Below are 25,027 nucleotides of genomic sequence, written 5' to 3' on the forward strand. Positions count from 1 at the left end.
GCAACATTCACCTGGATCGAGGAGTACTACAACCGGGCACGGCGACACTCCACCCTCGGCTATTTGACACCCGCCGAGTATGAATTAGGATTGAGGGACATCCACGAACTCGCCGCATAATTCTGGTATCCACTTTCCCGGGAACACTCCAGGCAACACCACGTGATCCATTCCACCTCAACAAGAGGAACCCCCGAATGCTTGTGATTGGTTGTGACAACGCTCATAGTACGCATAGAGGTTGACCAGCGTCTATAGAAATCTGGCAACCAAGGCGAGTCCGCTTGTCGACCGATCCGTACCCATGCCCTTCACCTCAGCGGATCGCCGCCACCTGCGCGTACAGCTCGGGGGTGCGCCGGTCGAACCAGCGGCCACCGAGCCGGACCCCGAGCAGCAGGAAGATGACGCCGAGCCCGGGACCGACCACCAGGGCCAGCCAGCCGGCCAGTGCGGAGCCGCCGAACAGGGCGATCGCGAACAGGATCAGGGCCGGCAGGCACAGCACCGCCATCACGCCCATCCCGGCGAACTGGACGAGCACCGGCAGCACACCGGCGCCCTGCGGGGACTTGAAGGGGCTCTCCCCGGGCGCCGGCACCGGGTAGACCCAGCGGGCCGAGACCACGCTGGCCAGACCGAGCCCGGTCAGCAGGACGCCGACGGTGCTCCCGGCCAGCGGCGCGAGCACGTCCCACCGGCCGCTGACGGCGACGGGAACGACGACGACGATCGCGAGCAGGGGCACCGCGATCGCCAGGCAGGCGAGCACCCGCCCCCACCGGTCGGCCGCACCGCGCACGCCCGAGGCCACGTGCAGCCAGAAGGCCGTGTTGTCGTACGAGATGTCCGCCGAGATGGACCAGCCCAGCAGGAACGCGACGATCGGCCCGGTCCACAGCATCAGGGTGAAGTTCCCGGCCTGCAGGCCGACGAACCAGAACACCACCGGCAGCAGCGGCACGACGACGAGGCTGCCCCCGTAGCGGGGGTCCTTGAACCAGTAGGTCAGGCAGCGCGCCGCCACCGCGGCCACGGCGCCGTCGGCCGCACCGAAGAACCCCAGCCGTCCGCCCGCTCGCGCCCCGGACCCCGTGGCCGGCGGGTTGACCAGGGCACGTGCCAGGGTGGCCCGCCAGATCGCCATCAGCACCCCGAGTGTGGCGAGCGCGATCACCGCCCGCACCGCGGCCGCACCGGCTTCACCGGACAGAGCGGAGGCGCCGATGCCCCACGCCGCGCCGAGCGGCGTCCACCCGAGCACGTCGGCGACCCGGGCGAACAGTGCCGGCAGGTCGGCGTTGCCCTCCGCGGCGGTCGCCACGGAGCCGATGATCGGTCCGAGCAGGATCAGCGGGATGAACGCGATCACGCCGGCGACGTCGCGGAACCGGCGGGAGTTGGTCAGCCCGGTCAGCCCGGTCGCGACGACGCGGGACGCGGCCACGCAGGTGAACAGGCCGAGCACCGCGCCGACGAGGCCCGCCAGGGCGCTGAGCGGATCGCGGGCGATCGGGACGACGCTGAGCAGCGACAGGACGGCGCTGGCCAGGCCCGGGATCCCGACCAGGGAGGCGATCGCCAGCCCGATCACCAGGGCGTTGACCGGCACGGCGTAGGTGGCGAACCGGCGCGGGTCCAGCGTCATGTCCACGCCGGAGGCGACCAGCGGCACGAGCGCCCAGCCCGCCACCAGGACCGACCCGCCGAGCACGACGACGGCGCCGGCGAGCGCCGCGTCGGCGAACCGCAGGGCCACCAGCCCGGCACCGATCAGGCCGAGCACGAACAGGGCGTAGAGCCCGCCGAGGACGAGCCCGACCACCTGCCACGGGCTGCGTCTGAGCCCGTTGACCAGCAGTCGGGCCTTGAGCCGGATCAGATGTGCAACCACGACAGGCCCTCCCCCGTCGTGCGCCCGCCGACCATCGCGACGAACCGGTCCTCGAGGCTCTGCCCGGCCCGCACCTCGTCGACGGTGCCGGCCGCCAGCACGTTGCCGCCGGCGATGACGGCGACGTGGTCGCACATCCGCTGCACGAGGTCCATCACGTGGCTGGAGACGATGACGGTGCCGCCGGAGTGCACGTAGGTGGCCAGGATCTGCCGGATGTTGGCCGCGGAGACGGGGTCCACCGACTCGAACGGCTCGTCGAGCACGAGCACCGACGGGGCGTGGATCATGGCCGCGGCCAGGGCGATCTTCTTCGTCATGCCGGCGGAGTAGTCCACGACGGCGGTACCGGCGTCGGCGGCGAGGTCCAGCGCGCTCATCAGGTCGGCGACCCGTTCGGCGACGGTGGCGCGGTCCATGCCGCGCAGCAGCCCGGCGTAGGTGACCAGCTGCTCGCCGGTCAGCCGGTCGAACAGCCGCACCCCGTCGGGCAGCACCCCCAGCATCCGCTTGGCCTGCAGCGGCGCGGCCCAGACGTCCGTGCCGCGGACCAGGACGCTGCCCTCGGTGGGCCGGAGCAGGCCGGTGGCCATGGACAGGGTGGTCGTCTTGCCCGCGCCGTTGGGGCCGACCAGGCCGTAACAGGAGCCGGCGGGCACGTCCAGCCCGATGCCGTTGACGGCGACCTTGTCCCCGAACACCTTGACCAGGGAACGGACGGAGAGGGCGAGCCGGTCACGTTGCGGACCGTCCGGGGCGAGCGGTGCCCACGGGCCGAGCGGGCGGGCCGGGTCGGCGGTGGCGGGCTGGGCGCGGGAAACAGAAGTGGACTCGGCCGGCGTCTGCGGGCCGCCCGCCGGCCCGGTCAACTCGCGCCCGACGGCCTCGGCGGCCGGGTACCGCATCGACTCCTGCCGGGTCGGATCGGTCGAGGGCGGGGCGGCGCGGTCGTCCATGGAGTCAGCCTAGAGCGGAGGTTCCCCGGTGTCGCGGAGGCAGCAGCCAGCGTTCCGGCCGTGAGTCCGCCGGCTTCCACACTCGCTCAGGCGTGAGTCCGTCGCTTCCCCACGGTGAGTCAGCGGTCCCCGCCCGAAAGCCCCGCTCAAAGAGCACCATCAACGGGCGGCACCAACTAACTCACCCGAGACAACGGGCGGCACCAACTAACTCACCCGAGACAACGGGCGGCACCGGCAGACACCACTCAGAACAGCACGCGGGCGAGCGCCGAGCGGGCGCGGGTGACGCGCGGGTCGGTGGCGCCGACGACGTCGAACAGCTCGACCAGGCGCGCCCGGGCGCTCTCCTTCTCCTCCCCGGCGCTGGATCCGATGAACGTGATCAGCCGGGAGAAGGCGTCCTCGACGTGACCGCCGCTGACGTCCAGGTCGGCGACGGCCAGCTGCGCGGTCAGATCGTCCGGCCGCTCTGCAGCCTCGGCGCGCACGACGTCGGGGTCCGCGCCGTCCAGCCGCTGCAGCAACTGGACCTGGGCCAGGCCCACGGCGGCGTCGGCATCGCCGGGGCGCTCGGCCAGCGCCCGACGGTAGGCCGCGGCGGCCCGGTCGAAGTCACCGGCGTCGATGGCGTCCACCGCCTCCTGGTGCAGGGGCGGCAGGGCGGGCTCCGCCTCGGCCTGCTGCTCCCCGGCCTGTTCGTCGTCGCCGCCGGCCAGGCTGCCGGTGACGCCGTTGGCCTGGGCGACCTGCAGCAGTTCGTCGAAGAACGCGTCGATCTGGCTGGCCGGCTGGGCGCCGGTGAACAGGGGCACCGGCTGGCCCTTGACCAGGGCGAACGTGGCGGGCACCCCCTGCACGGCGAAGGCCTGGGTGATCTGGGGGTTCGCGTCGATGTCGATGGTGGCCAGCGCGAGGCGGCCACCGCGGGCGTGCACCCGCTCGGACATCAGGTCCAGCATCTGCAGCGAGGTCTCGCTGTAACCGGCCCACAGCTGCAGGATCACGGGCACCTGGCCGGAGAGCTGGGCCAACTGGTTGATCCGCGCGTCGCTGCCCTCGACGACCCACGGGGACGGCGTTCCCTCCCCAGCAGCTCCGGGCGCCCCGGGACCGGCCGATCCAGCGGCGGACGCGGGGCGCTGCGCGCGCGCCTTGAGCGCGGACAGGTCCACCGCGCCGCGCAGATTCATGGAGGGGGGCACCGGCTGACCGGGGCGAGGTGTGGTCATGCCTTCAGCCTAGCCAGCCCTCCGCGCCCGGGCACATCGAGGCCGACGCCGGCACGAGCCCGCGGGGACCGGGTCAGCGCCGCGTCACGGAGAGCAGTTCCTGGGCCGCGCCGATCACCTGCAGCGCCTCCCGCGACCCCGCCGCCGGCACATAGAGCACCACGGACTCGCCGTAACCGATGTCCACCGGCGTGCCCGACTCCTTGACGCCGGCGAGCGCGGCCAGCTCGGACCGCAGCGTGAGCCGGCCGCCCTTCTCCTTCGGTGTCACCGCCACCGTGTTGCGCAGGGTGCCGATCACCAGGGCCCCGCCGTCGGACGTCTGCAGCACCCGCGTGCCGGCCGGGTCGGAGGTGTGCCGAGCGGTGAGCCGCGCGCCGGGATTGGTCCTGGCCGCCGCCGTCTGGCCGGCGATGATCGCATCGACGAAGCGATTCTTCGCGACCGTCGCGGTGTAGGCGGTGCGGCCGGCCGTGAGCACGGACGCGAGCGAGGTCAGGGCGGCGCGAGGCGAGGTCGTCAGCCCGTCGCCGCCGGCCGGGTCCAGCGGACGCGCACCCGGCTGGTCGGACCCGGCCTGGGGGAACGTGGTGCCGGGCAGCAGCCCGACCGCGGAGACCACCCGGTAGTTCTCCCGCGGCGAGGCCTGGACGAGGGTGAGGATCTGCGGCACCGTGCCGGCGTCGTCCTTGGTGACGATGACGACGGTGCGCGGCCAGTCCGCTCCGGTGGTGATCATCTGGGCGAGCACCGGTCCGGCAGCGATGGCCGCCGGTGCCCGGTACCCGGGCGTCCTCGAGCGGATCCGGTAGTTGGCCGTGCGCTCGGCCAGCGCCGCCCCACTCATCCGGGGCTGCAGCGCGGCACCGGAGCGGGCGTCGTCGGCCCGGCCAACGACGGTCGCGACCGAGCCCATGATCCGGTCCACCTGCGGGGGCTGCAGCGCGATCCCGGCATCGGCGAACCCGGTGCCGGTGCTGCCCTCGGCGGCACGGGCCGGCAGCGACCCGGCGGTGAGGAACCCGGACACCAGCATCCCGGAAACCAGCACGGTGCCGAGACCGGTGGACAACACGACATGCTCGCCCGAACCACCACGCCGGCCACCACGCCGGCGACCACCGCGGCCGAACCACAACAACGCCGCGCCGAGGAGCAGGGCGGCGGCGCCCAGCACCAGCAGGGGAACGGCCCCGGGCGTGCCCCGGTCGTTGGCCCAGCTGACGGTGATGTCCGTCGGGGCGGCAGCGCTGCCGTCGGCGGTCAACACAAGGGACGAGTCCACGCCGTCCGCGCCGGTCCAGGTGTGCGTCAGTTCCCCGGTCGCCCGCTGGCTGCTGATGAAGAGGTCGGCACCGTCCGGGCTGGGGACCCGGGTCTCGCCTGCAGTCGTCGTCGCGGCCAGCCCGTCGCCCCTCGCGCTCACGGTGGTGTGAGCGGCCGGGCCGACCCAGGCCTCGACGTCGGTCGCCCGGCCCCGCGCGAGCACGAAGGCGCCCGCGGCCCGGACCGAGACGGTGACGTCCTTGCCCTGCCCGAGGCCGCCGACCCCGCGGTCGATGACCGTGACCGGCGCCGAGCCCGACGGTGCGGGAACGGAGGCGGAGATCGTGGCCGGCGGCAGCCACCAGGTGCGCATCCCGACCCCGGCCAGGAGGGTCAGCGCCCCGATCAGGACCAGCGCCGCGGCACTGAATCGTCGAGCCCGTCTCATCGGCACGGCTTCTCCCCCGTCGGCTTTCACGTCTCGCCCCGCACGGCTAGCGCGTGTCCGCGCCCGGCAGGGCCCGTCCATGGTAACCGTCTCCGTGGCGTACACCGCGATGCGCCGGTGGGTGGCAGGATCGGACCACGACGATGACGAAAGTGGGTGCCGGTGGACACGGGATCGGATCGACCGGACGAGGAGCCACGGCTGTCCCCGCCCCCGGGGCCGGCGACGTCGTCCCGTCCGCGCCCGCCGCGGTGGCGGTCGCTGGCGCGCCGCCTGATCCGCCCGATCCCCGGCGCCCAGCCTCGGCGCCGCTTCGATCTGCCCCCGGACGTGGAGTCGGTCGAGCACCACTACTTCGACGCCGAGGGCAACGAGGTGAGCACCGACGAGGCGGCGTACGGGCCGCCCGGGCCGGTGTCCGTGCGGCGCAGCCCGGTCTACTACGGCTTCCTCGGCACGGTCGGCGTCGGCATCGCCCTGGGCCTCTACTACGTCGTCACGTCGAACAGCCAACTGCTGCTGTGGATCGCGGCCGCACTGTTCATCGCGCTCGGTCTGGAACCCGTCGTCCGCTGGCTGGAGCGCCGCGCGGTGCCGCGGCCGATCGGCATCATCGGCGTCCTGCTGGCGCTCGCCGGTGCCATCGCCGTCTTCATCGCCACCTTGATCCCGACGATCGTCGATCAGACCACCCAGCTGGTGCAGGCCGCTCCCGGATTCGTCACCGACTTCCTCAACTCGGACCTGGTCCAGCAGCTGGACCACCAGCTCAACGTCCGCGCCTGGGCCGAGGCCGAGGCGGCGAAGTTCTTCTCCAACTCGGCGGCCGTCAGCTCCGTGGCCGGTGGCGTGCTCGGTGTCGGTACCGCCATCGTCAACTCGCTGTTCGGCACTCTGATCGTGCTGGTCCTGACCCTGTACTTCCTTGCGTCGATGCCGGCGATGAAGCGCTGGGCCTACCGGCTGGCGCCCCGCTCGCGCCGAGCGCGCGTCGAGACGCTCGGCGAGGCCATCACCGACGGCGTGGGCAACTACGTGATCGGTCAGGCGTGCGTGGCCATCCTCAATGCGGTGTTCGCGTTCATCGTGATGACCATCGTCGGGGTGCCGTTCTCCGCGCTGCTCGGCTTCCTCGTCGCCCTGCTCGCGTTCATCCCGTTGATCGGCGGGGTGATCGCCGGCGTGCTGGTGTCCCTGATCGCGCTGACCGTCGGCTGGCAGACCGCCGTGCCCTACGCCATCTCCTACTTCGCCTACCTGCAGTTCGAGGCCTATTTCGTCTCCCCGCGCATCATGCAGCGCGCCGTCGCCGTACCCGGAGCGGTCGCGGTGATCGCCGTGATCGCGGGCGGTTCGCTGATGGGCGTGCTGGGTGCGCTGATGGCGATCCCGACGGCGGCGGCGGTGCTGCTGCTGGTCCGGGAGGTCTTCATCGCCCGCCAGGACCGGCTCTGAGACCAGGCCGTCCCGCGGCTAGTCGGCGGCGGTCGCGACCGGTCCGTCGAACGTCGTCGGCAGCGACACCGTGCCCGGGCCACAGACGACGTCGACGATCTCCTGGAGCACCCGGCTGACGTACTTCTCCCCCACCCACAGGTGCTTGGCGCCGTCGACGCCGGTCAGGTCGCACTGCGGCACGGCCGCGAACCGCTCGGCCGCCGCGGCCGGCCGGAGGAAGTCGTCGTGCTCGGGCACCAGCACCCGCAGCGGCTTGCCCGACGTCCGCCACCGCTGCAGGTCGGCGTCCCCGGCGCGGCGCAACGGCGGCGAGAGCAGCACGGCACCCTCGATCCGGTCCACCACCGGCGGCGCGGCCCCGTGCTTGAGGGCCAGCTCGGTGCCGAACGACCAGCCGACCAGCCAGCGAGCGGGCAGCCCGCGCGTCACCGCGAACGCGGTGGCCGCGTCGACGTCGGCCGCCTCGGTGACGCCGTCGCCGAACTCACCGTCGCTGCAGCCCCGCGGCGAACACGTGCCCCGGGTGTTGAAGCGGAGCACGGCCAGGTCCGCGAGCGCGGGCAGCCGGTAGGAGGCCTTCCGGAAGACGTGCGAGTCCATGAAGCCGCCGGCCGTGGGCAGCGGGTGCAGGGTGACGAGGGTGGCGACCGGGTCCCGATCGGCCGGCAGTGCCAGCTCCCCGACCAGCGTCAGCCCGTCGGAGGTGTGCAGCTCGATGTTCTCCCGCCGGGCGGGCAGCACCGTCGAGGCCCGGATCGGGGCCGGTTCGGCGCCGGCACGGAAATCGAAGACGGGGGCGGCGGACGTCATCGGGCCAGCGTAGTCAGTTGGGCCGGTGTCGTCAGCGATAGGCGCGCCAGCACCGTTCGTGCCAGTGCCGGCGGTCGGCCGCGGCCGCCTCGTCACCCATGATCCAGTCCGCTCGCCAGGCCACCACGTGCGCGATGCCGGGCAGGACGGCGTTGCCGCAGCCGGGACACACATAGGTCTTGACCGCGCGCTGGGCACTGACGGGCGCGACGACGAACGCTCCGTGCCGGGTGCTCTCGGTGCGGCGGACCCCGTCGAGGACGCCCTCGACGTCTCGGGGCTCGGCCGCCGGACGACGGCCGCGGCGCACCGAGGGCCGTGGGGCACGCGAGGGACGGTTGGAGCGGGGCACGCCTCCATTGTGTCGGTTCCGCCTTCCGTCCCACGACTCGCGGACGTCCCGCTCCGCTGCCGGTAGAGTCGTGCGGGTGCGTCTGACCATCGCCCGCTGCTCCGTGGACTACATCGGCCGGCTCCGGGCCCACCTGCCGCTGGCCACCCGGCTGCTGGTGGTCAAGGCCGACGGGTCGGTGCTGGTGCACTCCGACGGCGGCTCCTACAAGCCGCTGAACTGGATGAGCCCGCCGGCCACGCTGCGGATCAGCGAGCCGGACGACGAGGCGGCGGCCGCGGGAGCGGTCAGCATCTGGACCGTGCAGCACGCCAAGAGCGACGACCGGCTGGTCATCACCGTCGAGGAGATCCTGCACGAGAGCACCCACGACCTCGGTGTCGATCCGGGCCTGATCAAGGACGGCGTCGAGGCGGACCTGCAGCGCCTGCTCGCCGATCAGATCCACACCATCGGAACCGGCTGGTCGGTGGTCCGCCGGGAGTACCCGACCGCGATCGGACCGGTCGACATCCTCGTCCGCGACGCCGACGGCGGCACCGTGGCCATCGAGATCAAGCGACGCGGCGACATCGACGGCGTCGAACAGCTCACCCGGTACCTCGACCTGCTCAACCGCGACCCGCTGCTCGCCCCGGTCCGCGGCATCTTCGCCGCCCAGCAGATCAAGCCGCAGGCCCGGGTGCTCGCGACCGACCGCGGCATCGACTGCCTGACCCTGGACTACGACGCCCTTCGCGGTGTCGACGACGCGGACAGCCGCCTGTTCTGACATCCGCGCTGGCGGCCCCCTCCCAAACCCGGTCCCGAGAAGCCCGTCGGCGCACGTCAATCCCACGTCGTACCGCGGATCCCGGAGCGCGTGCGGCCACGTTGACCGGGCACCGGGCATGTGTTTTGCTTGGGGTGTCTTTGTGGTTGGATTTTCCGCTCGCAAGGCCGTTGCGAGCGACGAAACGCAGCACGCCCCAGCGGCTCGTGTGCGTCTCCTCGTCAGTAACGACGACCGGCACGAGGTGTGCCGGTCTTCACGCATCATCATGAGGAGAAATTCGATGGCACAGGGAACCGTCAAGTGGTTCAACGCTGAAAAGGGCTTCGGGTTCATCACCCCGGACGACTCCGACGGCGACGTGTTCGTCCACTACTCGGAGATCCAGACCAACGGATTCCGCACGCTGGACGAGAACCAGCGGGTGTCCTTCGAGATCGGCCAGGGCCAGAAGGGCCCGCAGGCCACCGGCGTCACCGTCATCTGATCTCGGCGTCAACGCAGAACGGCCCCCGGCAGCACCGCTGCCGGGGGCCGTTCTCCGTCTACCGGGTCCAGACCTACCGGGTCGACGCCGGTTCCGGCGCACGCGCCGCCGTCGGCCCGAGTCCGCGCAGCAGCCGACCCGCCTGACGCAGCGTCAGGTCCGGCGCGTACGCCTCCGCCAGCGCACGGGCGATCCGCGGCAACTGCAACGGATCGGGATAGGCCAGATACCAGGTGCGGTGGGCGGGAGCGAACCGGCTCTTGAAGGCCGCCAGGGCCGCGAACCCGTACGCCGGTTCGAGCAGCCGACGCAGCGTCCCCTGCAGTCGTTCGACCGTCGTCGCCTCCGTGGGCCCGTCCCCGGAGCCGGCCGCCCGCTCGGGGTCGACGGCCAGCGGCGAACCGGAGAGGGAGAGCGCCTGCACCTCGTCGCGGAAGTGCAGCACCGCCGAGGCGATGAGGAACTCCATCACGCCGTTGAATCCCCCCGGATCCCGCCGCATGAAGTCCAGCGTCCAGCTGACCACCTGCCCGTCCGCGTGGACGGGCAGCCAGGACACGACCCCGTGCACCCGGTCCTCGTCGTCGACGGCCAGACAGAGCGCCACGTCCGGATCGGCGAGCTCGGCCACCCCGCCGAGCGTGAAACCCAGTTCCGGCAGTGCCCGCTCGGCCACCCACGCCTCGGAGATCTCGCGCACCCGCGTGCGCGCGCCGTGCGGCAGGTCCGGCCATCGGTACCACCGCGCCCGCACCCCGATCCGCTCGGCCCGGTTCAGGGCGGTCCGCACGTTCTGCCATCGCTTGCCGGAGAAGGTCAGTCCCTCGATGGGCAGCACCGTCTCGTCGGCGACGCCGATCGCGCCGAACCCGAGCGGCCGGACCACCTCGACCAGGTCCCGCGGCACCGAGTAGAGGCAGGGCACCAGCGCCTCGTCCGCGCACCACCGGATGAAGCCGAGGGCCGCGTCGGGCCACCGCTCCCTCGCGCCGATCGGTCCCCCGATGGTCAGGGCGACGCCGTGGTGGCGCTGGTAGGCGATCGCCGCGGTTCCGTCCGGGGTGAACCAGTAACTCGCGCCCGGCCACAGCGTCATCCGCGACAACGAATCCCCACCCACGCGCACCAGCGCGGCCGCCCGGGCGACGACCGGCGCGGTGGCGCGCTCGGTCCGCCGGCCCCGGCGGATCAGGACGACCAGGCCGACCAGGGTGATCGCCCAGAACACGGCGCCGCCGTAACCGAACACCAACCCACTGACCGGGCCGTCGGGCTCGACCGAGACCCCGAACCGGGCGGGGAACGGGTAGGGGACGAACATCCGGACCAGGCTGGCCCAGAGGGCCCACCACGGGTGCGGGTGCAGGTCCGCGTTCCCCTCGGCGAACCACACCACCGCGTACAGACCGGCGACGGCGACCAGCCCGGAGACGACGACGGCGAAGGCCCGGCGGCCGGCGCGCGGCACCACGTCGCGGACGAAGAAGCGACGCTGACCGACCAGCACCAGGGCGAGCACCAGCGGTACCAGGACCCCGGGCAGCGTCGCCTCGAACACCCGCCAGGGCGGCAGCCGCCCGTTCGGGAACACGAACAGGGAGCGCAGGTTCAGGGCCGCCGCCGCGAACAGGCAGATCGCCGCCTGTGCCGCCACCGCCGCCCACAGGGCCGCCCGGCTGCCTTCGCGCATGCCCCAGGCGCACACCAGCAGCACCGCCAGCGGGGCCAGCGCCAGGGCGACGCTGCCCGGACCGGTCAGCGCCGCGCTGTGCGTGATCTCCGGGCAGGTCAGGTCCACCGCCGCCGAACAGCTGCGGCTCAGCTCCGCCGCCGTGGGCACCGGGTTGACGATGAGGACGCGCAGTTCCGCCAGGGGACCGGCCGGGGCGTGAGCCAGACCGGCCAGCAGCGGCCCGGTGGCGAAGACCCCGACCACCAGCGCGAGCAGGGTCCGGCGCTCTCGCGCGGTCGCCAGGAACACGCCGCCCCGTTCGGCGGGTCCGCGGGCGGCTCTGCCCAACAGCAGGCCGAGCAGCAGGCCGAGCACACCGAGGACCGACTGGGGGGCGCCCACGTAGAGGACCAGGGTCACCGTCACGGTGGCGGAGACCAGCCGGATCCGGCGACGCCAGAGTGCGGTCAGGCAGGCGCTCGCGGTCAGGAGCACCGTCATGGCGGCGACGTACGGACCGATCAGGGGTTGGTGGCGCAGGGAGCCCAGCCACTGGACGCCCATCTGGTCGGCCGCGGCGGCCACCGCGAAGTAGGCGCTGACGCCGATCGCCTGCCCGATGCCCGCCACCACGACCGTGCGCAGGGTGCCCATCGTGGCCTCCGCCAGTCCCACCAGCACCAGGATCAGCGCCGTGGCCGCGAGGTAGGACGCGAGATTGCCGGCGAACAGCGGTGCGGTGGCGACCGTCCACCACCGACCGGCCGGCAGGTCCCCCACCGAGGCGGCCACGACGGTCTCGATGCGCGGCGGCGGTCCGCTCACCAACGACCCGGTGAGGGCCCCGAGGACCCACAGTGCCGCCGTCCAGCTCACCGCGAACGGGGTGCGGCGCACGTGCCGGGCCAGACGGCGCACCGCGCCCCGGAGGGGCGATCGTCCGCTCACCGGCTCAGCCCCAGCGACCGCGCCACGAACGCCAACCCGCGGGGCAGGGCCGCTCGCACCATGACATAGGAATGCCCGACGCCCGGGACGATGTCGAGCTCGGTCCGCATCCCTGATGCCCGCGCTGCCGCCTCGAGCACCCGGGCATTCGCCTGGTACACCGGATCGGCGCTTCCCGCCGCGAAGAAGGCGGTTGAGGTGGGGTAGTTCCGGTGCCGCAGCAGCGTCATCGGCAGGAGACGATCGAAAGCCGAGGTGTCTCCCCCGAACGCCCGGCCGACCGTCACCCGCCGGTCGACGGACAGAGCCGGCTCCCGTTCCGAGCCCAGCGCGATGACGGAGCGATAGCGCTCCGGGTGCCGGGTTCCCATCTGGATCGCGCAGGTTCCCCCGTAGGAGAAGCCGCCGACCGCCCAGTGGGCGGGGTTGCCGTCGACGTCCAGTGTGCGCGTGATCCAGTTCGGCACGTCGACGGCCATGTAGGTGTCGGCCGCGCCCAGCGCGGTGTTCATGCACATCGTGTTCCCCACCGTTCCGTTGGGGTCCGGCATCACCACCACCGGCGCCAGCCCCTGATGGCGAGCGGCGAAGGCATCGACGACCTCTCGGATCTGCCCGGCGGCAATCCAGTTCGCGGGAACGCCCGGTTGACCGGCCACGAGGACGAGCACCGGCAGCTTGGGCCGATTCGGCAACAGATAGGCTCCCGGCAGATAGACCAGGGCCTGTCCGCCCGTGAAGCGAGACACGGTACCGGGGATGGCGATCCGACGGAAAACCCCGGTGGTGGCCATGCCCGCGGGTTGCCGCCAGCCCGTGCTCACCCCCGCCGAATCGAACGCGGGCCGCCCCTGCAGGCTGAGTGCGGGGGGAATGCCCGCGGCGACCGGCGGCGTGCGCCCCAACACGTCCGCGGCCGTGGCGAACAGGCCGTAGTAGGCGTTGATCTGCAGCGCCGCCGTCGCGGCGACCAGGACCACGGCCACCGGAGCGACCAGCAGGCGCCACCACCGGAAACGGGGAACGACCACCGCGAGCACGGCCAGCAGCAGACCGCCGACGCCGAGGGCTCCCCAGAGCACCACCTCGTCCGGCAGGGCCTCGGGCCACACCGAGAGCACGTCGACCAGCAGCACGCTGATCCCGTAGGCCACGCCGATGGCGACCGGGACGACCAGCACGACCAGCAGCCACCACCACCAGCGGGCCCGGCGTCGGACGAGCAGGGCCAGGACCGCGCAGACCGCGAGCACCAGCACCGTGATCGGCAGCCACCCGTCGACGACGGAGACGTGTTGCAGCCAGGTGTCCATGCCCGCCATCCCTCCCAGCAGTGACCACTACCGAGTGCAGCGTAGGCGTGGAGAGCGAGGTGGACCTTGATGCCACAGGGGGGCCACCTGAGAACCAGTGGTGAGTATCCGGTGAGCGCAGACGGTCGCCAGGAACCCGTCAGCGCCTGGACCGCGCCACTGACAGGAGCCCGTCAATGCCAGTTGCCGACCCGCCGGGACGGCCCGGCCTCCACCCAGGAGGACAGGCCCGCCCAGGCGTCCCGGGACAGCGCGAGGAGCGCCCGGTCGCCGTCGTGCTCGACCGTGCCGATCACGGCCCCGGGCTGCACGTTGCCCCGCTCGGCCTCCGTCGGCTCCCGCCAACCCAGCAGATCGAGCCGGCGACGGCTGAACTCCGCGACCGGCACCGGGCTGACGGAGAACATGCGCAGCCACTGCAGGGAGTTGTCCTGGTAGCGGCACACGCCCAGCTGCCAGCGCCCCGAGGGACGGCGCAGCGAGGCGTCGAACGTCCCGTAGGCCGAACGCAGCTGGTGGCGGCGGACCAACCCCGCCGCCACCAGCCCGAAGCAGGCGAGCACGATCACCACGAGGACGATGATCGCGACGACGCCTGCGTTCATACGACTCTCAGCGGGCCCCGGCCGTGGTGCCCTCCGCCACCGTGGCGTCGTCCGCCACGATCACCACGCGGTCGTGGTCCACGGAGAAGAAACCCTGCGAGACCTGCACCCGCACCCGGGCGCCGGTGACCGGTTCGATGGCCACCTCGCCCTCCGCCAGCAGGGCCAGCACCGGGCTGTGGCCGGGCAGGATGCCGATGTCACCGTCCGTGGTGCGGGCCTTGACCAGCCGAGCACCCCCGGACCAGATGAAACGGTCGGAGGCGACGACCTCGACCTCGAGTTCGGATCTGGATTCGGCCATGGCTACTTGGTCTGCTCCTGGATGCGGGCCCAGTTGCGCTCGACGTCGTCGAGGCCGCCGACGTTGAAGAACGCCTGCTCCGCCACGTGGTCGAGATCCCCGACGCAGATGGCGTTGAAGCCCTCGATCGTGTCCCGGACGGAAACGGTCGAGCCCTCCACGCCGGTGAACTGCTTGGCCGTGTAGGTGTTCTGCGAGAGGAACTGCTGGATCCGGCGCGCCCGGGCGACCGTGACCTTGTCCTCCTCGGAGAGCTCGTCGACACCCATGATGGCGATGATGTCCTGCAGTTCCTTGTTCTTCTGCAGGATCTGCTTGACCCGGGTCGCGACGTCGTAGTGCTCCTGGCCCACGTACTGCGGGTCGAGGATGCGCGACGTCGAGGTCAGCGGGTCCACCGCCGGGTACAGGCCGCGGGAGGCGATCGCCCGGGACAGCTCGGTGGTGGCGTCCAGGTGCGCGAACGTCGTCGCCGGTGCCGGGTCGGTGTAGTCGTCGGCCGGCACGTAGATGGCCTGCATCGAGGTGATGGAGTGACCACGCGTGGAGGTGATGCGCTCCTGCAGCAGACCCATCTCGTCGGCCAGGTTCGGCTGGTAGCCCACCGCGGACGGCATCCGGCCCAGCAGCGTGGAGACCTCCGAGCCGGCCTGGGTGAACCGGAAGATGTTGTCGATGAACAGCAGCACGTCCTGGTTCTGCACATCGCGGAAGTACTCCGCCATGGTCAGGCCGGACAGCGCCACCCGCAACCGCGTTCCCGGCGGCTCGTCCATCTGGCCGAACACGAGCGCGGTGTCCTTGAGCACGTCCGCCTCGGCCATCTCGACCCAGAGGTCGTTGCCCTCACGGGTACGCTCGCCAACACCGGCGAACACCGAGGTGCCACCGAAGTTGCGGGCCACGCGGGTGATCATCTCCTGGATGAGCACGGTCTTGCCCACGCCGGCACCGCCGAACAGGCCGATCTTGCCGCCCTTGATGTAGGGGGTGAGCAGGTCGATCACCTTGATGCCGGTCTCCAGCATCTCGGTGGAGCCCTCCAGGCTCGCGAAGGCGGGCGCTTTGCGGTGGATCGGCCAGCGCTCGGTGACCTCCAGCTGTGCGACCGGCACGTCCAGGGGCTCGCCGAGGACGTTGAACAGGTGACCCTTGACCACGTCGCCGACCGGGACGGAGATCGGTGCGCCGGTGTCCGTCACCGTGGTGCCGCGGACCAGTCCGTCGGTGGCCTGCAACGAGATCGCGCGGACGAGGTTGTCCCCGAGGTGCTGCGACGTCTCGAAGGTGATGGTGCGGGTGGTCTCCCCCACCGTCAGTTCGGCGGTGAGCGCGTTGTACATCTCCGGAAGCGCGTCCGCCGGGAACTCGACGTCGACGACCGGGCCGATGACGCGCGCGATGCGCCCGGTGGCGCCGCCGGACGTGGTCCCGGCGCCCTGTTCGTTCAGTGTGGCAGTCATCTCTCTCACTTCACTCGGTGCTGGCTTGTCATGGATTCTATCGGCCGCGACCTCGCGACCGGTGAGCGTCAGGAGGCGGCGAGGGCGTCCGCGCCGGCGACGATCTCGGACAGCTCCTGGGTGATCTCGGCCTGCCGGGCCGTGTTCGCCAGCCGCGTGTAGGTGCGGATCAGGTCGCCCGCGTTGTCCCCGGCCTGCTTCATCGCCCGCTGCCGCGAGGCGAGCTCGCTGGCGGAGGACTGCAGCAGCGCGGCGAAGATCCGGGACTCGATGTACCGGGGCAGCAGTGCGTCGAGCACCTGGGCCGGTTCGGGTTCGAACTCGTACAGCGGCAGCAGCTCCGACTCGTCGGTCACCCGCTGTTCGCTGACCTCCAACGGCAGCAGCCGGAGCACCTGCGGCACCTGGCTGACCATCGACTGGAACTGGGTGTAGACGACGTGGATCTCGTCGACGCCGCCCTTCTCGTACGGCGTCGTGAACTCGGCGAGCACCGCCTCGGCGATCTCCCGGGCCAGGGCGTACGTCGGCGCGTCGGTGTCGCCGGTCCACGCCCGCTCGAACGCCCGCCTGCGGAACTGGTAGTACGCCTGCGCCTTGCGCCCGACCAGGTAGAGCTTTGCCTCGGAGCCGGCCTCGCCCAGCCGTGTGACCAGACCCTCCGCCTTCTTCAGCGCGTTCGCCGAGTAGGAGCCGGCCAGCCCGCGGTCCGAGGTGAGCACGACGACGAGGGATCGCCGCACCCGCTCCGGCTCCGTGGTCAGCGGGTGGTCCAGGTCGTGCTGGCTGGCGACGGCGGAGACGGCTCGGGTGATCGCCCGCGCGTAAGGCGTCGCCGCGCTCACCCGCGACCGCGCCCGCGCGATGCGCGAGGTGGCCATCAGTTCCATCGCCTTGAAGATCTTCTGCATCGACTTCGTCGAATCGATCTTCTGGCGGTAGACGCGCAGCTGCGCTGCCATGAGGTTTCCTTTCGTTCCACCGGGCCGGGGTTGCCGCCCGACGGGAGCAGTGGGCTCAGCGGGCCTGCTTGACGATCTGCTCCTGGTTGATGTCCTCGGCGCCGATCGCCTCGTTCTCCTCGGTCCCGGCGTGGCCGTACGCCGACTCGTGTCCGAGGAAGCCCTTCTTGAAGTCGGTGATCTCGGACTCCAGGGCCGCAACGGTCTCGTCCTCGAGCTTGCCGGTCTGCGCCAGCGTGGTCAGGGCGATGTCCTTGCGGCGCAGGTGGTCCAGGAACTCGCGCTCGAACCGGCTGATCTCGTTGACCGGGACGTCGTCCAGCTGACCGGTGGTGCCGGCCCAGATCGACACGACCTGCTCCTCCACCGGGAACGGCGAGTACTGCTTCTGCTTGAGCAGCTCCATCAGCCGGGCCCCCCGGGTCAGCTGCTGCTGGGACGCGGCGTCCAGGTCGGAGGCGAACATGGCGAACGCCTGCATGTCGCGGTACTGCGCCAGGTCGAGCTTCAAGGTGCCGGAGACCTTCTTCATCGACTTGACCTGCGCGGCACCACCGACGCGGGACACCGAGATGCCCACGTCCACGGCCGGACGCTGGTTGGCGTTGAACAGGTCCGACTGCAGGAAGATCTGCCCGTCGGTGATGGAGATCACGTTGGTCGGGATGTAGGCCGACACGTCGTTCGCCTTCGTCTCGATGATCGGCAGACCGGTCATCGAGCCGGCGCCCAGCTCGTCCGAGAGCTTCGCGCAACGCTCCAGCAGGCGGGAGTGCAGGTAGAAGACGTCGCCCGGGTAGGCTTCGCGTCCCGGCGGGCGGCGCAGCAGCAGCGAAACCGCACGGTACGCCTCGGCCTGCTTGGACAGGTCGTCGAAGACGATGAGGACGTGCTTGCCGCCGTACATCCAGTGCTGGCCGATGGCCGACCCGGCGTAGGGGGCGAGGTACTTGAAGCCGGCCGGGTCGGACGCCGGGGACGCCACGATCGTGGTGTACTCCAGCGCGCCGTTGTCCTCGAGCGTCTGCCGGACGGCCGCGATCGTGGACGCCTTCTGCCCGATGGCCACGTAGACACAGCGGACCTGCCGCTGCACGTCGCCGGACTCCCAGTTGGCCCGCTGGTTCAGGATGGCGTCGACCGCGATGGCGGTCTTGCCGGTCTGCCGGTCACCGATGATCAGCTGACGCTGACCGCGGCCGATCGGGATCATCGCGTCGATCGCCTTCAGTCCGGTCTGCAGCGGTTCGTGCACCGACTTGCGTGCGGTCACGCCCGGAGCCTGCGCCTCCAGCGGTCGACGGCCCTCGGCCTTGATCTCACCGAGGTCGTCGATCGGCTGGCCGAGCGGGTCGACCACGCGGCCGAGGTAGGCGTCCCCCACCGGGACGGAGAGGACCTCACCGGTGCGGTGCACCTCCTGTCCCTCTTCGATCCCGGTGTAGTCGCCGAGCACGACGACGCCGATCTCCCGGACGTCGAGGTTCAGGGCCAGACCCAGCGTGCCGTCCTCGAACCGCAGCAGCTCGTTCGCCATCGCCGACGGCAGCCCTTCGACGCGGGCGATACCGTCGCTCGCGGTCGTGACGCGGCCCACCTCGACACGCTCGGCATTGCCGGGCTCGTAGGATGCCGCGAATTCGTTCAACGCGTCCCGGACTTCGTCGGCGTTGATGGTCAATTCGGCCATCGTCAGTCCCTACTCTCCTGTAGTGGTTGCCCACCGGGCGTGGTGCGCGGTGAGCGGTGGTTGTCGGTGGGCGGAGCTGGGCTCCGCGAACGGGTGGTGGTCAGCCGGCCAGTCGGCGGGCCAGGTCGTGCAGGCGGCTCAGCACGGAGGCGTCGACGACTTCGTCGCCCACGCTGACCCGCAGCCCGCCGAGGAGCTGGGGGTTCTGCCGTACGGTGACCAGCAGGTCCCGGCCGTACAGCCGATTCAAACCGTGGTGCAGGCGCTGGAACTGGTCGTCGGTCAGCGGGCGGCTGATGACGACCTCGGCGATCCACCGCTGTTGCCGGGCGGCGACCTGGTGCAGGAACCGCTGGATCAGAGCCACGGGCTTGAGTCCCCGAGGCGCCCGGACGGCCCGGTCGATCAGCAGCTTCGCCGACTCGGAGACACCGGGCACCAGCCGCAGCGCCAGCCGGGACTTCGCGTCCGGCGTCGCCTGCGGCTCGTCCAGGGCCCGCTGCAGATCGTGCCGGCCGCCGATCACCTCGGTGAACCGGAACAGGTCGTTCTCCAACCGGTCCAGTCCCGCCTTCCCGGCGGAGTTCTCGGCCTCGGCGGCGACGACCGTGGTCGCCAGCTCCTCCAGGGTGTCGCTCAGGTCGCGAGGCTCGGACCACCGATCACCGGCCGCTCGCACGGCCAGCTGCTCGACGTCCGTCTCGACCCGCCCGGCCAGCAGCCGGCGCATCAGCTGCGCCTTCTGCTCGGGCTCACGCGACGGGTCCGTCAGCGCACGCCGCAGCCCGGCGGAGGAGTCCAGCAGGTCGACGACGCCGAACAGGTCGCCGGCCATCGCGCCGGAGGCCCGTTCCAGCCGCGGCTCGAGATCGCGTCGCGCCTCGGCCGCCGATGTCTGGGAGGTACCGCTCATCAGTGACCGGTGCTCCCGTCCGCGTCCACGACCGATGCGCCGGAGCGGACCGGTGTGCGTCCGGCACTACCGGCGTCGGCGGCCTCCAGGTCGCTCAGGAACCGGTCGACCACCCGGGCCGAGCGCGCGTCGTCGTCGAGCGCCTCACCGACGATCTTGCCGGCCAGGGCGGTGGCCAGGCTCCCGACCTCACTGCGCAGGGACGCGACCGCGGCGGTCCGCTCGGCCTCGATCTGCGTGTGGGCCTGCTCGGTGATCCGGGCGGACTCGGCCGCAGCGCGCGCCTTCAAGTCCGCGAGGATCTTCGCGCCGTCGGCGCGGGCCTCCTCGCGGATGCGGTTCGCCTCGCCACGGGCGTCCTCGAGCTGCTGGCGGTATTCGGTCAGGGCCTCGTTGGCCTCCTCCTGAGCCTTCTCCGCCTTCTCGAGACCACCCTCGATGGCCGCGGTTCGCTCCGCGTACGTCTTCTCGAAGGCGGGGACGACGAACTTGATCAGGATGTAGAGCAGCACGCCGAAGCCGAGGAGCGCGACCACGATGTCCCAGATGTTGGGGATCAGTGGGTTCGCTGCTGTCTCAGCGGCCAGGATCTGCAGGCGATTCATCGCTCACCGTCCTCTTCGGTCGACAATCGGGAACGGACTAGAGGACGAACGCGAAGACCAGGCCCAGAATGGCCAGGGCCTCCGTGAACGCCAGGCCGAGGAAGGCCAACGGCTGCAGCACGCGCTGGGCCTCCGGCTGCCGCGCCACGCCGTTGATGTAGGCGGCGAAGACCAGACCCACGCCGACGCCACCACCGATGGCAGCCAGACCGTAGCCGATCGCGTTGAGGTTGCCAGTGATATTCATTGTTTTCCTTTCACGATGCCCGATTGGAGGTCGGACAGGGTTTACGGTGCAGCGATTCCCCCGGGTGGGGGAAGATGTGAGGTCAGTGCTCCTGGACCAGCGAGCCCTGGATGTAGACGGCGGTCAGCAGAGTGAACACGTACGCCTGCAGAACCTGGATGAAGACCTCGAACAGGAACATCGCGATGCCGCCGACCAGAGTCAGCGCACCGAGGCCCTTGAGAATGCCGTCGGCTTCGAGAAACAGGAACTCGGTGCCCGCCGCACAGATCGCGATGATCATGTGTCCGGCCAGCATGGTCGCGAACAGTCGCATGCTGTGGGTGAGCGGGCGGACGAAGAAGTTGGAGATGAACTCGAGCGGGATCACCACGATCAGCAGCGGCTTCGGCACCCCGCCCGGCACCAGCATCTGTTTCATGAAGCCGGCGCCGTGGCGCTTGAAGCCGAGGATGATCCAGGTCAGGTAGACCATGCCCGCCATCGCGTAGGCACTGCCCACGTAGGAGAACGCCGGCAACTGGATGACCGGGATCGACCCCATCAGGTTGTTGACCAGGATGAAGAAGAACAGGGCCGTCAGCAGCGGCACCCACGGCTTGAATTCCTTCTCCCCGATGATGTCCTTGCCGATGGAATTACGCACGAAGCCGTACGCGGACTCTCCGATGAACTGCAGCCGGCCCGGGACCAGATTGCCGCGCCGGGAGGCGATCACGAAGAAGATGGAGACGATGGCCGCCGAGAGCAGCATCACCAGCATCTGCTTGCCGAAACCGGTGCCGGACGCGGCGCCCCACGGGATCAGTTCCGGAAGGTGCAGATCCTCCGGTTTGGGAGCAACGAAGCCACCTCCGGATCCGGTTTCGGCGGGGAGCGCAAGCGCGATCAACGCGGTTCCTCTCTACGTGGCTCGTGGCGGGACCGTTCGACGGCGGACACGGCTGTGAGCGCGGGTCACCGAGCCCGTTCGACCGTATCAGAACGATCGGGAACACCACGGGATGTACCGGTGTGCCCGGCGAACGCCGGCGCCGGTGTCGAGACCGCATCCGAGGGGAACGCCCGCCCCCGGACGAGACCGGGAAGGGCGAGAAGACGCGGGTCTGAGCGTGTCGATTGGCTGGACCCAGCTTACCAAAGATCGACACCGCTCCCTGCCACGGGAACGCCGTACCGGGGCACTCAGGGCAGGTAGAGCCGGCGGGAGCGGGCGAAGGCGGCCAGTTCCGCCGTCTGCCAGGCGAGCACGACGACGACGGCGGTGCCGACGAACCAGACCGGGTCCACCCAGCCGGGTCGGCCGAGCAACAGCAGCGCCGCCCCGAAGCCGACCACCTTGAGGAGGTAGGCGATCATGAAGGCGCGCAGGGCGCGGCTGCCGCTCGCCGCCGCGAACCGGTGACCGACGAGCAAGCTGATGGTGAAGAACGCCTGCACCAGGGCAGCGGCGCCGAGGGCACTGCCCGCGGCACCCCAGCCGGCGGTGATCGCTCCCGCCGCCGTGGCCAGCACGGCGACCGGGACGCAGACCAGCAGGCAGAACCGCAGCATCGGCAGCCACACGCTGGGCACCGGATCGGCCACCGGCACTGGTCCCTCGCTCACGAGCGGCTCCCGTCGGGGACGTCACGGGGACGAGGGGCACGGCCCCGGCGCCGGGTGATCACGGTGGGACTGACCAGATAGCCCGCCACGACGGCGATCCCGGCGACGGCGGCCGCGGCCGACGTGGCCAGGGTGCCCTGCGCGGCGATGAAGCCGAGCAGCCCGACGGCGACGGTGCAGGCGGTGACCACGGCGGCGGACCCGAGGTGGGACAGACCGGCGTCGGTGAGGCGCTGGTAGACGTGCTGCCGATGGGGGGCGTACCAGCGGGCGCCTGCCCGCACGCGCCGCACCCAGGTGAACGCGGTGTCGGCCAGGTAGATCACCAGCGGCGAGAGCAGGTACTCGACGTACACACCGGCCAGGAAACCCGCGGCGGCCATCGCCGCGATCATGCCGCCGAGCAGGTAGGACCCCACGTCGCCGAGGAACACCGGTCCCCGGGCGCGGCCACCGGCGAGGTTCCACGGCAGGAAGGCGGCGAAGGCGGCGGCGAGCACCAGCGCGCTGACGGTGAGCCAGGTCTGTCCCGACAGCTGCCCGGCCAGGGCGTAGAACAGCCCGACGGTCAGGCCGTGCAGGCCGGAGATGCCGTTGATGCCGTCCATGAAGTTCGCCACGTTGATGTAGACGGCGATGGCCAGGGTCCCGGCCGGGATCCACCAGCCACTCTGCCCGAGCGCCAGTGCGAGGGCCGTGGTGCCGACGACCCCGACCAGCAGCTGCGTGCCGGCGCGCGCGCGAACGGAGACGCCGCGGAAGTCCTCGGCCCAGCCCAGCACGGCGGCGGCGCAGGCGAGGAGCAGCACGATCACCGTGACGGCGCGGTCCACCCGCACCGCCCCGGTCAGCAGCGCGAGCAGCATCCCGACGACGATCGCGATCCACGTCGCCAGGCCCATCCCCCGCACCGCCGGACGGGCGTGGGAGGACCGGGCGTTCGGCACGTCGATGACGCCGCGGCGCCGCAGCACGGGCCGCAGTACCGCCGGGAGCGTCCCGGAGAGCACCAGCACGACGGTGAGGACGAGCGCGAGCATCACTGACCGGCAGCCGGCGGATAGCCCGGCTCGTAGGGCCGTGCGTCCCGCTGTTGGGTGGGCACGATCGAGATGAATCCGGTCTCCGGCCCGTTCCCGTCCATGCCGGCCCGCCGCTTCCACTCGCCGTAGTCCAGTCGCTCGGGGTCGAGCTCGGCGATCGCGGTCCGGGAGATCTTCGGGTGCAGCTTCTCGTCCACCTCGTCGGAGCCGATCAACTCCTCGTGCAGCTTCTCGCCGTGTCGCAGCCCGGTGTAGACGATGTCGACCTCCCGGCCCGACATGGCGATCATCCGCTGGGCGACGTCGAGGATCTTCACCGGCTCCCCCATGTCGAGGATGAGCACATCCCCGGGGACGCCGATGGCACCGGCCTGGACCAGCAGCTGGCAGGCCTCGGGGATCGTCATGAAGAAGCGGCTGACCTCGGGGTCGGTCACGGTGACCGGGCCCCCGGCCCGGATCTGCTCGGTGAACAGCGGCAGCATCGAGCCGCGGCTGCCGATCACGTTGCCGAACCGGACGGAGACGAAGCGGCGGCCGCTCACGTGCGCCGCCCACGCCGTCATCCGCTCGGCCATCCGCTTCGAGTGCCCGAGCACGGAGGCCGGGTTGGCCGCCTTGTCGGTCGAGATGTTGACGAACGTCTGCACCTCGGCCTCCAGTGCGGCCCGCAGGACGTTCAGGCTGCCCAGCACGTTGGTCTTCCACGCCTCGCCCGGGTACTGCTCCAGCAGGGAGACGTGCTTGAGCGCGGCGGCGTGGAAGACCACCTCGGGACGGCGCCGGGAGAAGATCTTGCCGATCGCCTCCTCGTCGCGGATGTCGGCCAGCACGGTGTCCCGTCCGTCCAGCAGCCCTCGGCCGGTGAGCGAGATCTGCGTGGCCTGCAGGGCCGATTCGTCACGGTCCACCATGATCAGCTCGGCGGGGGCGAAGGCGCTGATCTGCCGGCACAGTTCGGACCCGATGGAGCCGCCCGCACCGGTCACCAGCACCCGCCGACCGGTGAGGTAACCGGCGATCTCGTCCACGTTGGTGTCCACCGGGTGCCGGCCGATCAGGTCCTCGACAGCCACGTCGCGGAAGTCACCGATGCCCGGTCCTCCGGCCAGCATGTCCCGCAGCGGCGGGAGCACGAGGACGCGGACCTGCTGGCCGGCCACGTGGTCCGAGATCTCGCGGAGCTTCTTGGCTTCGAGGTCGGCGACGGCGACGACGAGCACCCCGGCGCGCGTGCGGCGCACGGCGTCCGCGATGTCCTCGGTCCGCCCCAGCACCGGCACGCTGTCGATGCGCAGGTGCTTCTTGCCCGGGTCGTCGTCGATCAGGCCGACCGGGCGGTAGGGGGACTGCGGGTCGTTGTTCATCCGCCGGGCGAGGGAACCGCCGAGGAAACCGGCACCGTAGATCAGGGTCCGCTGCGCCCCGGACCCGGGCTTGGCCCGGGACTCGACGTACATCCGCTTGACGTACCGGCTGGCCGCCATGAACAGACAGGCGAACGGGAACGCGATCAGAGCGGTCGAGCGCGGCACGTGCAGGGACCGGTAGAAGAGCAAGGTGGCGGCCAGCAGCAACGCCGAGACGATGACGGTCACCACCACGAGCAGTCTCGCCTCGTTGAAACTGCCGAAGACGTACCGGCCGCGATAGAGGGCGAAGATGTAGCCCACCACCGCCTGCCCGGCGATGGCGAGCGCAGCGAAGATGACGAGGTCCGGCACGGAGATCGCGTCGACGGTGAGCTCGTACCGCAGCACCAGGGCGAGCACGATGGCCACCAGCCACGCACCGGCGTCCAGGGCGAACTGGATCCAGAACCACAGCGCCGGCTTCTCCTCCCGGGGCAGCCCGCCGACACCGGTGGTGATCTGCGCCATCGTGCTCCGTTCCGCTCGGACTCAGGTCCCGGGCCGGACCGTGCCGGCCCGCGGCACCGGTCCCGTGGACTAGGGTGGAATCCGTCCCAGCTTACCCAC

The 25,027-nt window shown here is 71.2% G+C and carries 24 protein-coding genes; 4 read left to right on the forward strand and 20 right to left on the reverse strand.

The annotated features are described in order from the left end of the window. Positions 1–120 (forward strand): IS3 family transposase (locus tag BKD30_RS17090; RefSeq protein ID WP_408033359.1); only part of this gene is annotated, 120 nt, incomplete at its 5' end. Positions 121–316: 196 nt separating this feature from the next. Here BKD30_RS17090 and BKD30_RS09155 read toward each other — a convergent pair. From BKD30_RS09155 to BKD30_RS09170, 4 genes are all read right to left on the reverse strand, one after another. Further along, positions 317–1,894, reverse strand: a complete 1,578-nt coding sequence (locus tag BKD30_RS09155; RefSeq protein WP_076704160.1) for a transporter — start codon at positions 1,892–1,894, stop codon at positions 317–319. Next, on the reverse strand, positions 1,879–2,850 hold the full coding sequence (locus tag BKD30_RS09160; protein WP_235861584.1) for an ABC transporter ATP-binding protein: 972 nt from the start codon (positions 2,848–2,850) through the stop codon (positions 1,879–1,881). The genes BKD30_RS09155 and BKD30_RS09160 overlap by 16 nt, the downstream gene beginning before the upstream one ends. A gap of 248 nt (positions 2,851–3,098) precedes the next feature. After that, on the reverse strand, positions 3,099–4,082 hold the full coding sequence (locus BKD30_RS09165; protein WP_076704161.1) for a tetratricopeptide repeat protein: 984 nt from the start codon (positions 4,080–4,082) through the stop codon (positions 3,099–3,101). A gap of 73 nt (positions 4,083–4,155) precedes the next feature. Further along, positions 4,156–5,796 (reverse strand): hypothetical protein, encoded by a 1,641-nt coding sequence (locus BKD30_RS09170; RefSeq protein ID WP_076704163.1) that lies wholly within the window; start codon positions 5,794–5,796, stop codon positions 4,156–4,158. A gap of 162 nt (positions 5,797–5,958) precedes the next feature. On the opposite strand from BKD30_RS09170, the gene BKD30_RS09175 reads away from it, so the two are divergent. Beyond that, on the forward strand, positions 5,959–7,251 hold the full coding sequence (locus BKD30_RS09175; protein ID WP_076704342.1) for an AI-2E family transporter: 1,293 nt from the start codon (positions 5,959–5,961) through the stop codon (positions 7,249–7,251). A gap of 18 nt (positions 7,252–7,269) precedes the next feature. Here the strand turns inward: BKD30_RS09175 and BKD30_RS09180 are convergent, their stop codons facing one another. Further along, positions 7,270–8,064 carry an alpha/beta hydrolase gene (locus BKD30_RS09180; protein ID WP_076704164.1) on the reverse strand — a complete coding sequence of 265 codons (795 nt, stop codon included), beginning with the start codon at positions 8,062–8,064 and terminating at the stop codon, positions 7,270–7,272. A 31-nt stretch (positions 8,065–8,095) separates the two neighbouring features. Then, on the reverse strand, positions 8,096–8,416 hold the full coding sequence (locus BKD30_RS09185; protein ID WP_076704166.1) for a hypothetical protein: 321 nt from the start codon (positions 8,414–8,416) through the stop codon (positions 8,096–8,098). A gap of 76 nt (positions 8,417–8,492) precedes the next feature. Between BKD30_RS09185 and nucS the strand changes: the two genes are divergently transcribed. Together nucS and BKD30_RS09195 are read left to right on the forward strand one after the other, a co-directional pair. Continuing rightward, on the forward strand, positions 8,493–9,188 hold the full coding sequence (nucS, locus tag BKD30_RS09190; protein WP_076704344.1) for an endonuclease NucS: 696 nt from the start codon (positions 8,493–8,495) through the stop codon (positions 9,186–9,188). 283 nt (positions 9,189–9,471) lie between these two features. Then, positions 9,472–9,675, forward strand: a complete 204-nt coding sequence (locus tag BKD30_RS09195; protein ID WP_076692750.1) for a cold-shock protein — start codon at positions 9,472–9,474, stop codon at positions 9,673–9,675. A gap of 73 nt (positions 9,676–9,748) precedes the next feature. On the opposite strand, the gene BKD30_RS09200 is transcribed toward BKD30_RS09195, so the two are convergent. The 14 genes from BKD30_RS09200 to BKD30_RS09265 form a co-directional block, all read right to left on the reverse strand. Further along, positions 9,749–12,295 carry a bifunctional lysylphosphatidylglycerol flippase/synthetase MprF gene (locus tag BKD30_RS09200; protein ID WP_076704167.1) on the reverse strand — a complete coding sequence of 849 codons (2,547 nt, stop codon included), beginning with the start codon at positions 12,293–12,295 and terminating at the stop codon, positions 9,749–9,751. Next, positions 12,292–13,608 (reverse strand): alpha/beta hydrolase, encoded by a 1,317-nt coding sequence (locus BKD30_RS09205; protein WP_076704169.1) that lies wholly within the window; start codon positions 13,606–13,608, stop codon positions 12,292–12,294. Before BKD30_RS09205 ends, BKD30_RS09200 begins: the two co-directional genes overlap by 4 nt. A 173-nt stretch (positions 13,609–13,781) precedes the next feature. Beyond that, a complete protein-coding gene (locus BKD30_RS09210) occupies positions 13,782–14,213 on the reverse strand; it encodes a DUF2550 domain-containing protein (RefSeq protein ID WP_076704170.1) in 432 nt (143 codons plus the stop codon). Between the two features lie 7 nt (positions 14,214–14,220). Next, on the reverse strand, positions 14,221–14,517 hold the full coding sequence (locus BKD30_RS09215) for a F0F1 ATP synthase subunit epsilon (RefSeq protein WP_076704172.1): 297 nt from the start codon (positions 14,515–14,517) through the stop codon (positions 14,221–14,223). Between the two features lie 2 nt (positions 14,518–14,519). Continuing rightward, entirely contained in the window at positions 14,520–15,980 is a 1,461-nt protein-coding gene (gene atpD / locus BKD30_RS09220) for a F0F1 ATP synthase subunit beta (RefSeq protein WP_076704173.1), read from the reverse strand. Between the two features lie 68 nt (positions 15,981–16,048). Further along, positions 16,049–16,942 (reverse strand): F0F1 ATP synthase subunit gamma, encoded by an 894-nt coding sequence (locus BKD30_RS09225; RefSeq protein ID WP_076704175.1) that lies wholly within the window; start codon positions 16,940–16,942, stop codon positions 16,049–16,051. Positions 16,943–16,997: 55 nt separating this feature from the next. Then, on the reverse strand, positions 16,998–18,632 hold the full coding sequence (atpA, locus tag BKD30_RS09230) for a F0F1 ATP synthase subunit alpha (protein WP_076704176.1): 1,635 nt from the start codon (positions 18,630–18,632) through the stop codon (positions 16,998–17,000). A 100-nt stretch (positions 18,633–18,732) separates the two neighbouring features. Further along, positions 18,733–19,545, reverse strand: coding sequence for a F0F1 ATP synthase subunit delta (locus BKD30_RS09235; protein ID WP_076704178.1), 813 nt, complete (start codon positions 19,543–19,545; stop codon positions 18,733–18,735). Beyond that, complete coding sequence (locus tag BKD30_RS09240; protein ID WP_083956207.1) at positions 19,545–20,150, reverse strand: F0F1 ATP synthase subunit B; 606 nt, start codon at positions 20,148–20,150, stop codon at positions 19,545–19,547. The genes BKD30_RS09235 and BKD30_RS09240 overlap by 1 nt, the downstream gene beginning before the upstream one ends. Positions 20,151–20,187: 37 nt before the next feature. Continuing rightward, positions 20,188–20,397: an ATP synthase subunit c family protein gene (locus tag BKD30_RS09245; RefSeq protein ID WP_076704179.1), complete on the reverse strand. Its 210-nt coding sequence runs from the start codon at positions 20,395–20,397 to the stop codon at positions 20,188–20,190. Between the two features lie 82 nt (positions 20,398–20,479). Further along, on the reverse strand, positions 20,480–21,289 hold the full coding sequence (gene atpB / locus BKD30_RS09250; RefSeq protein ID WP_076704181.1) for a F0F1 ATP synthase subunit A: 810 nt from the start codon (positions 21,287–21,289) through the stop codon (positions 20,480–20,482). 293 nt (positions 21,290–21,582) lie between these two features. Further along, positions 21,583–22,005 (reverse strand): hypothetical protein, encoded by a 423-nt coding sequence (locus BKD30_RS09255; protein WP_076704182.1) that lies wholly within the window; start codon positions 22,003–22,005, stop codon positions 21,583–21,585. Beyond that, on the reverse strand, positions 22,002–23,045 hold the full coding sequence (locus BKD30_RS09260; protein WP_076704184.1) for an MraY family glycosyltransferase: 1,044 nt from the start codon (positions 23,043–23,045) through the stop codon (positions 22,002–22,004). The genes BKD30_RS09255 and BKD30_RS09260 overlap by 4 nt, the downstream gene beginning before the upstream one ends. Next, complete coding sequence (locus BKD30_RS09265) at positions 23,045–24,928, reverse strand: polysaccharide biosynthesis protein (protein WP_076704185.1); 1,884 nt, start codon at positions 24,926–24,928, stop codon at positions 23,045–23,047. The genes BKD30_RS09260 and BKD30_RS09265 overlap by 1 nt, the downstream gene beginning before the upstream one ends. Positions 24,929–25,027 lie beyond the last annotated feature (99 nt).

The sequence above is a fragment of the Tersicoccus phoenicis genome (assembly GCF_001968835.1).
GTDB lineage: Bacteria > Actinomycetota > Actinomycetes > Actinomycetales > Micrococcaceae > Tersicoccus > Tersicoccus phoenicis.

Excerpts from the sequence above, each read along its gene's own strand:
- BKD30_RS09160 (WP_235861584.1), bottom strand. The coding sequence starts at position 2,850 with ATGGACGACCGCGCCGCCCCGCCCTCGACCGATCCGACCCGGCAGGAG.
- BKD30_RS09165 (WP_076704161.1), bottom strand. The coding sequence starts at position 4,082 with ATGACCACACCTCGCCCCGGTCAGCCGGTGCCCCCCTCCATGAATCTG.
- BKD30_RS09170 (WP_076704163.1), bottom strand. The coding sequence starts at position 5,796 with ATGAGACGGGCTCGACGATTCAGTGCCGCGGCGCTGGTCCTGATCGGG.
- BKD30_RS09180 (WP_076704164.1), bottom strand. The coding sequence starts at position 8,064 with ATGACGTCCGCCGCCCCCGTCTTCGATTTCCGTGCCGGCGCCGAACCG.
- BKD30_RS09195 (WP_076692750.1), top strand. The coding sequence starts at position 9,472 with ATGGCACAGGGAACCGTCAAGTGGTTCAACGCTGAAAAGGGCTTCGGG.
- BKD30_RS09205 (WP_076704169.1), bottom strand. The coding sequence starts at position 13,608 with ATGGACACCTGGCTGCAACACGTCTCCGTCGTCGACGGGTGGCTGCCG.
- BKD30_RS09210 (WP_076704170.1), bottom strand. The coding sequence starts at position 14,213 with ATGAACGCAGGCGTCGTCGCGATCATCGTCCTCGTGGTGATCGTGCTC.
- BKD30_RS09215 (WP_076704172.1), bottom strand. The coding sequence starts at position 14,517 with ATGGCCGAATCCAGATCCGAACTCGAGGTCGAGGTCGTCGCCTCCGAC.
- atpD (WP_076704173.1), bottom strand. The coding sequence starts at position 15,980 with ATGACTGCCACACTGAACGAACAGGGCGCCGGGACCACGTCCGGCGGC.
- BKD30_RS09225 (WP_076704175.1), bottom strand. The coding sequence starts at position 16,942 with ATGGCAGCGCAGCTGCGCGTCTACCGCCAGAAGATCGATTCGACGAAG.
- atpA (WP_076704176.1), bottom strand. The coding sequence starts at position 18,632 with ATGGCCGAATTGACCATCAACGCCGACGAAGTCCGGGACGCGTTGAAC.
- BKD30_RS09235 (WP_076704178.1), bottom strand. The coding sequence starts at position 19,545 with ATGAGCGGTACCTCCCAGACATCGGCGGCCGAGGCGCGACGCGATCTC.
- BKD30_RS09240 (WP_083956207.1), bottom strand. The coding sequence starts at position 20,150 with ATGAATCGCCTGCAGATCCTGGCCGCTGAGACAGCAGCGAACCCACTG.
- BKD30_RS09245 (WP_076704179.1), bottom strand. The coding sequence starts at position 20,397 with ATGAATATCACTGGCAACCTCAACGCGATCGGCTACGGTCTGGCTGCC.
- BKD30_RS09260 (WP_076704184.1), bottom strand. The coding sequence starts at position 23,045 with ATGCTCGCGCTCGTCCTCACCGTCGTGCTGGTGCTCTCCGGGACGCTC.
- BKD30_RS09265 (WP_076704185.1), bottom strand. The coding sequence starts at position 24,928 with ATGGCGCAGATCACCACCGGTGTCGGCGGGCTGCCCCGGGAGGAGAAG.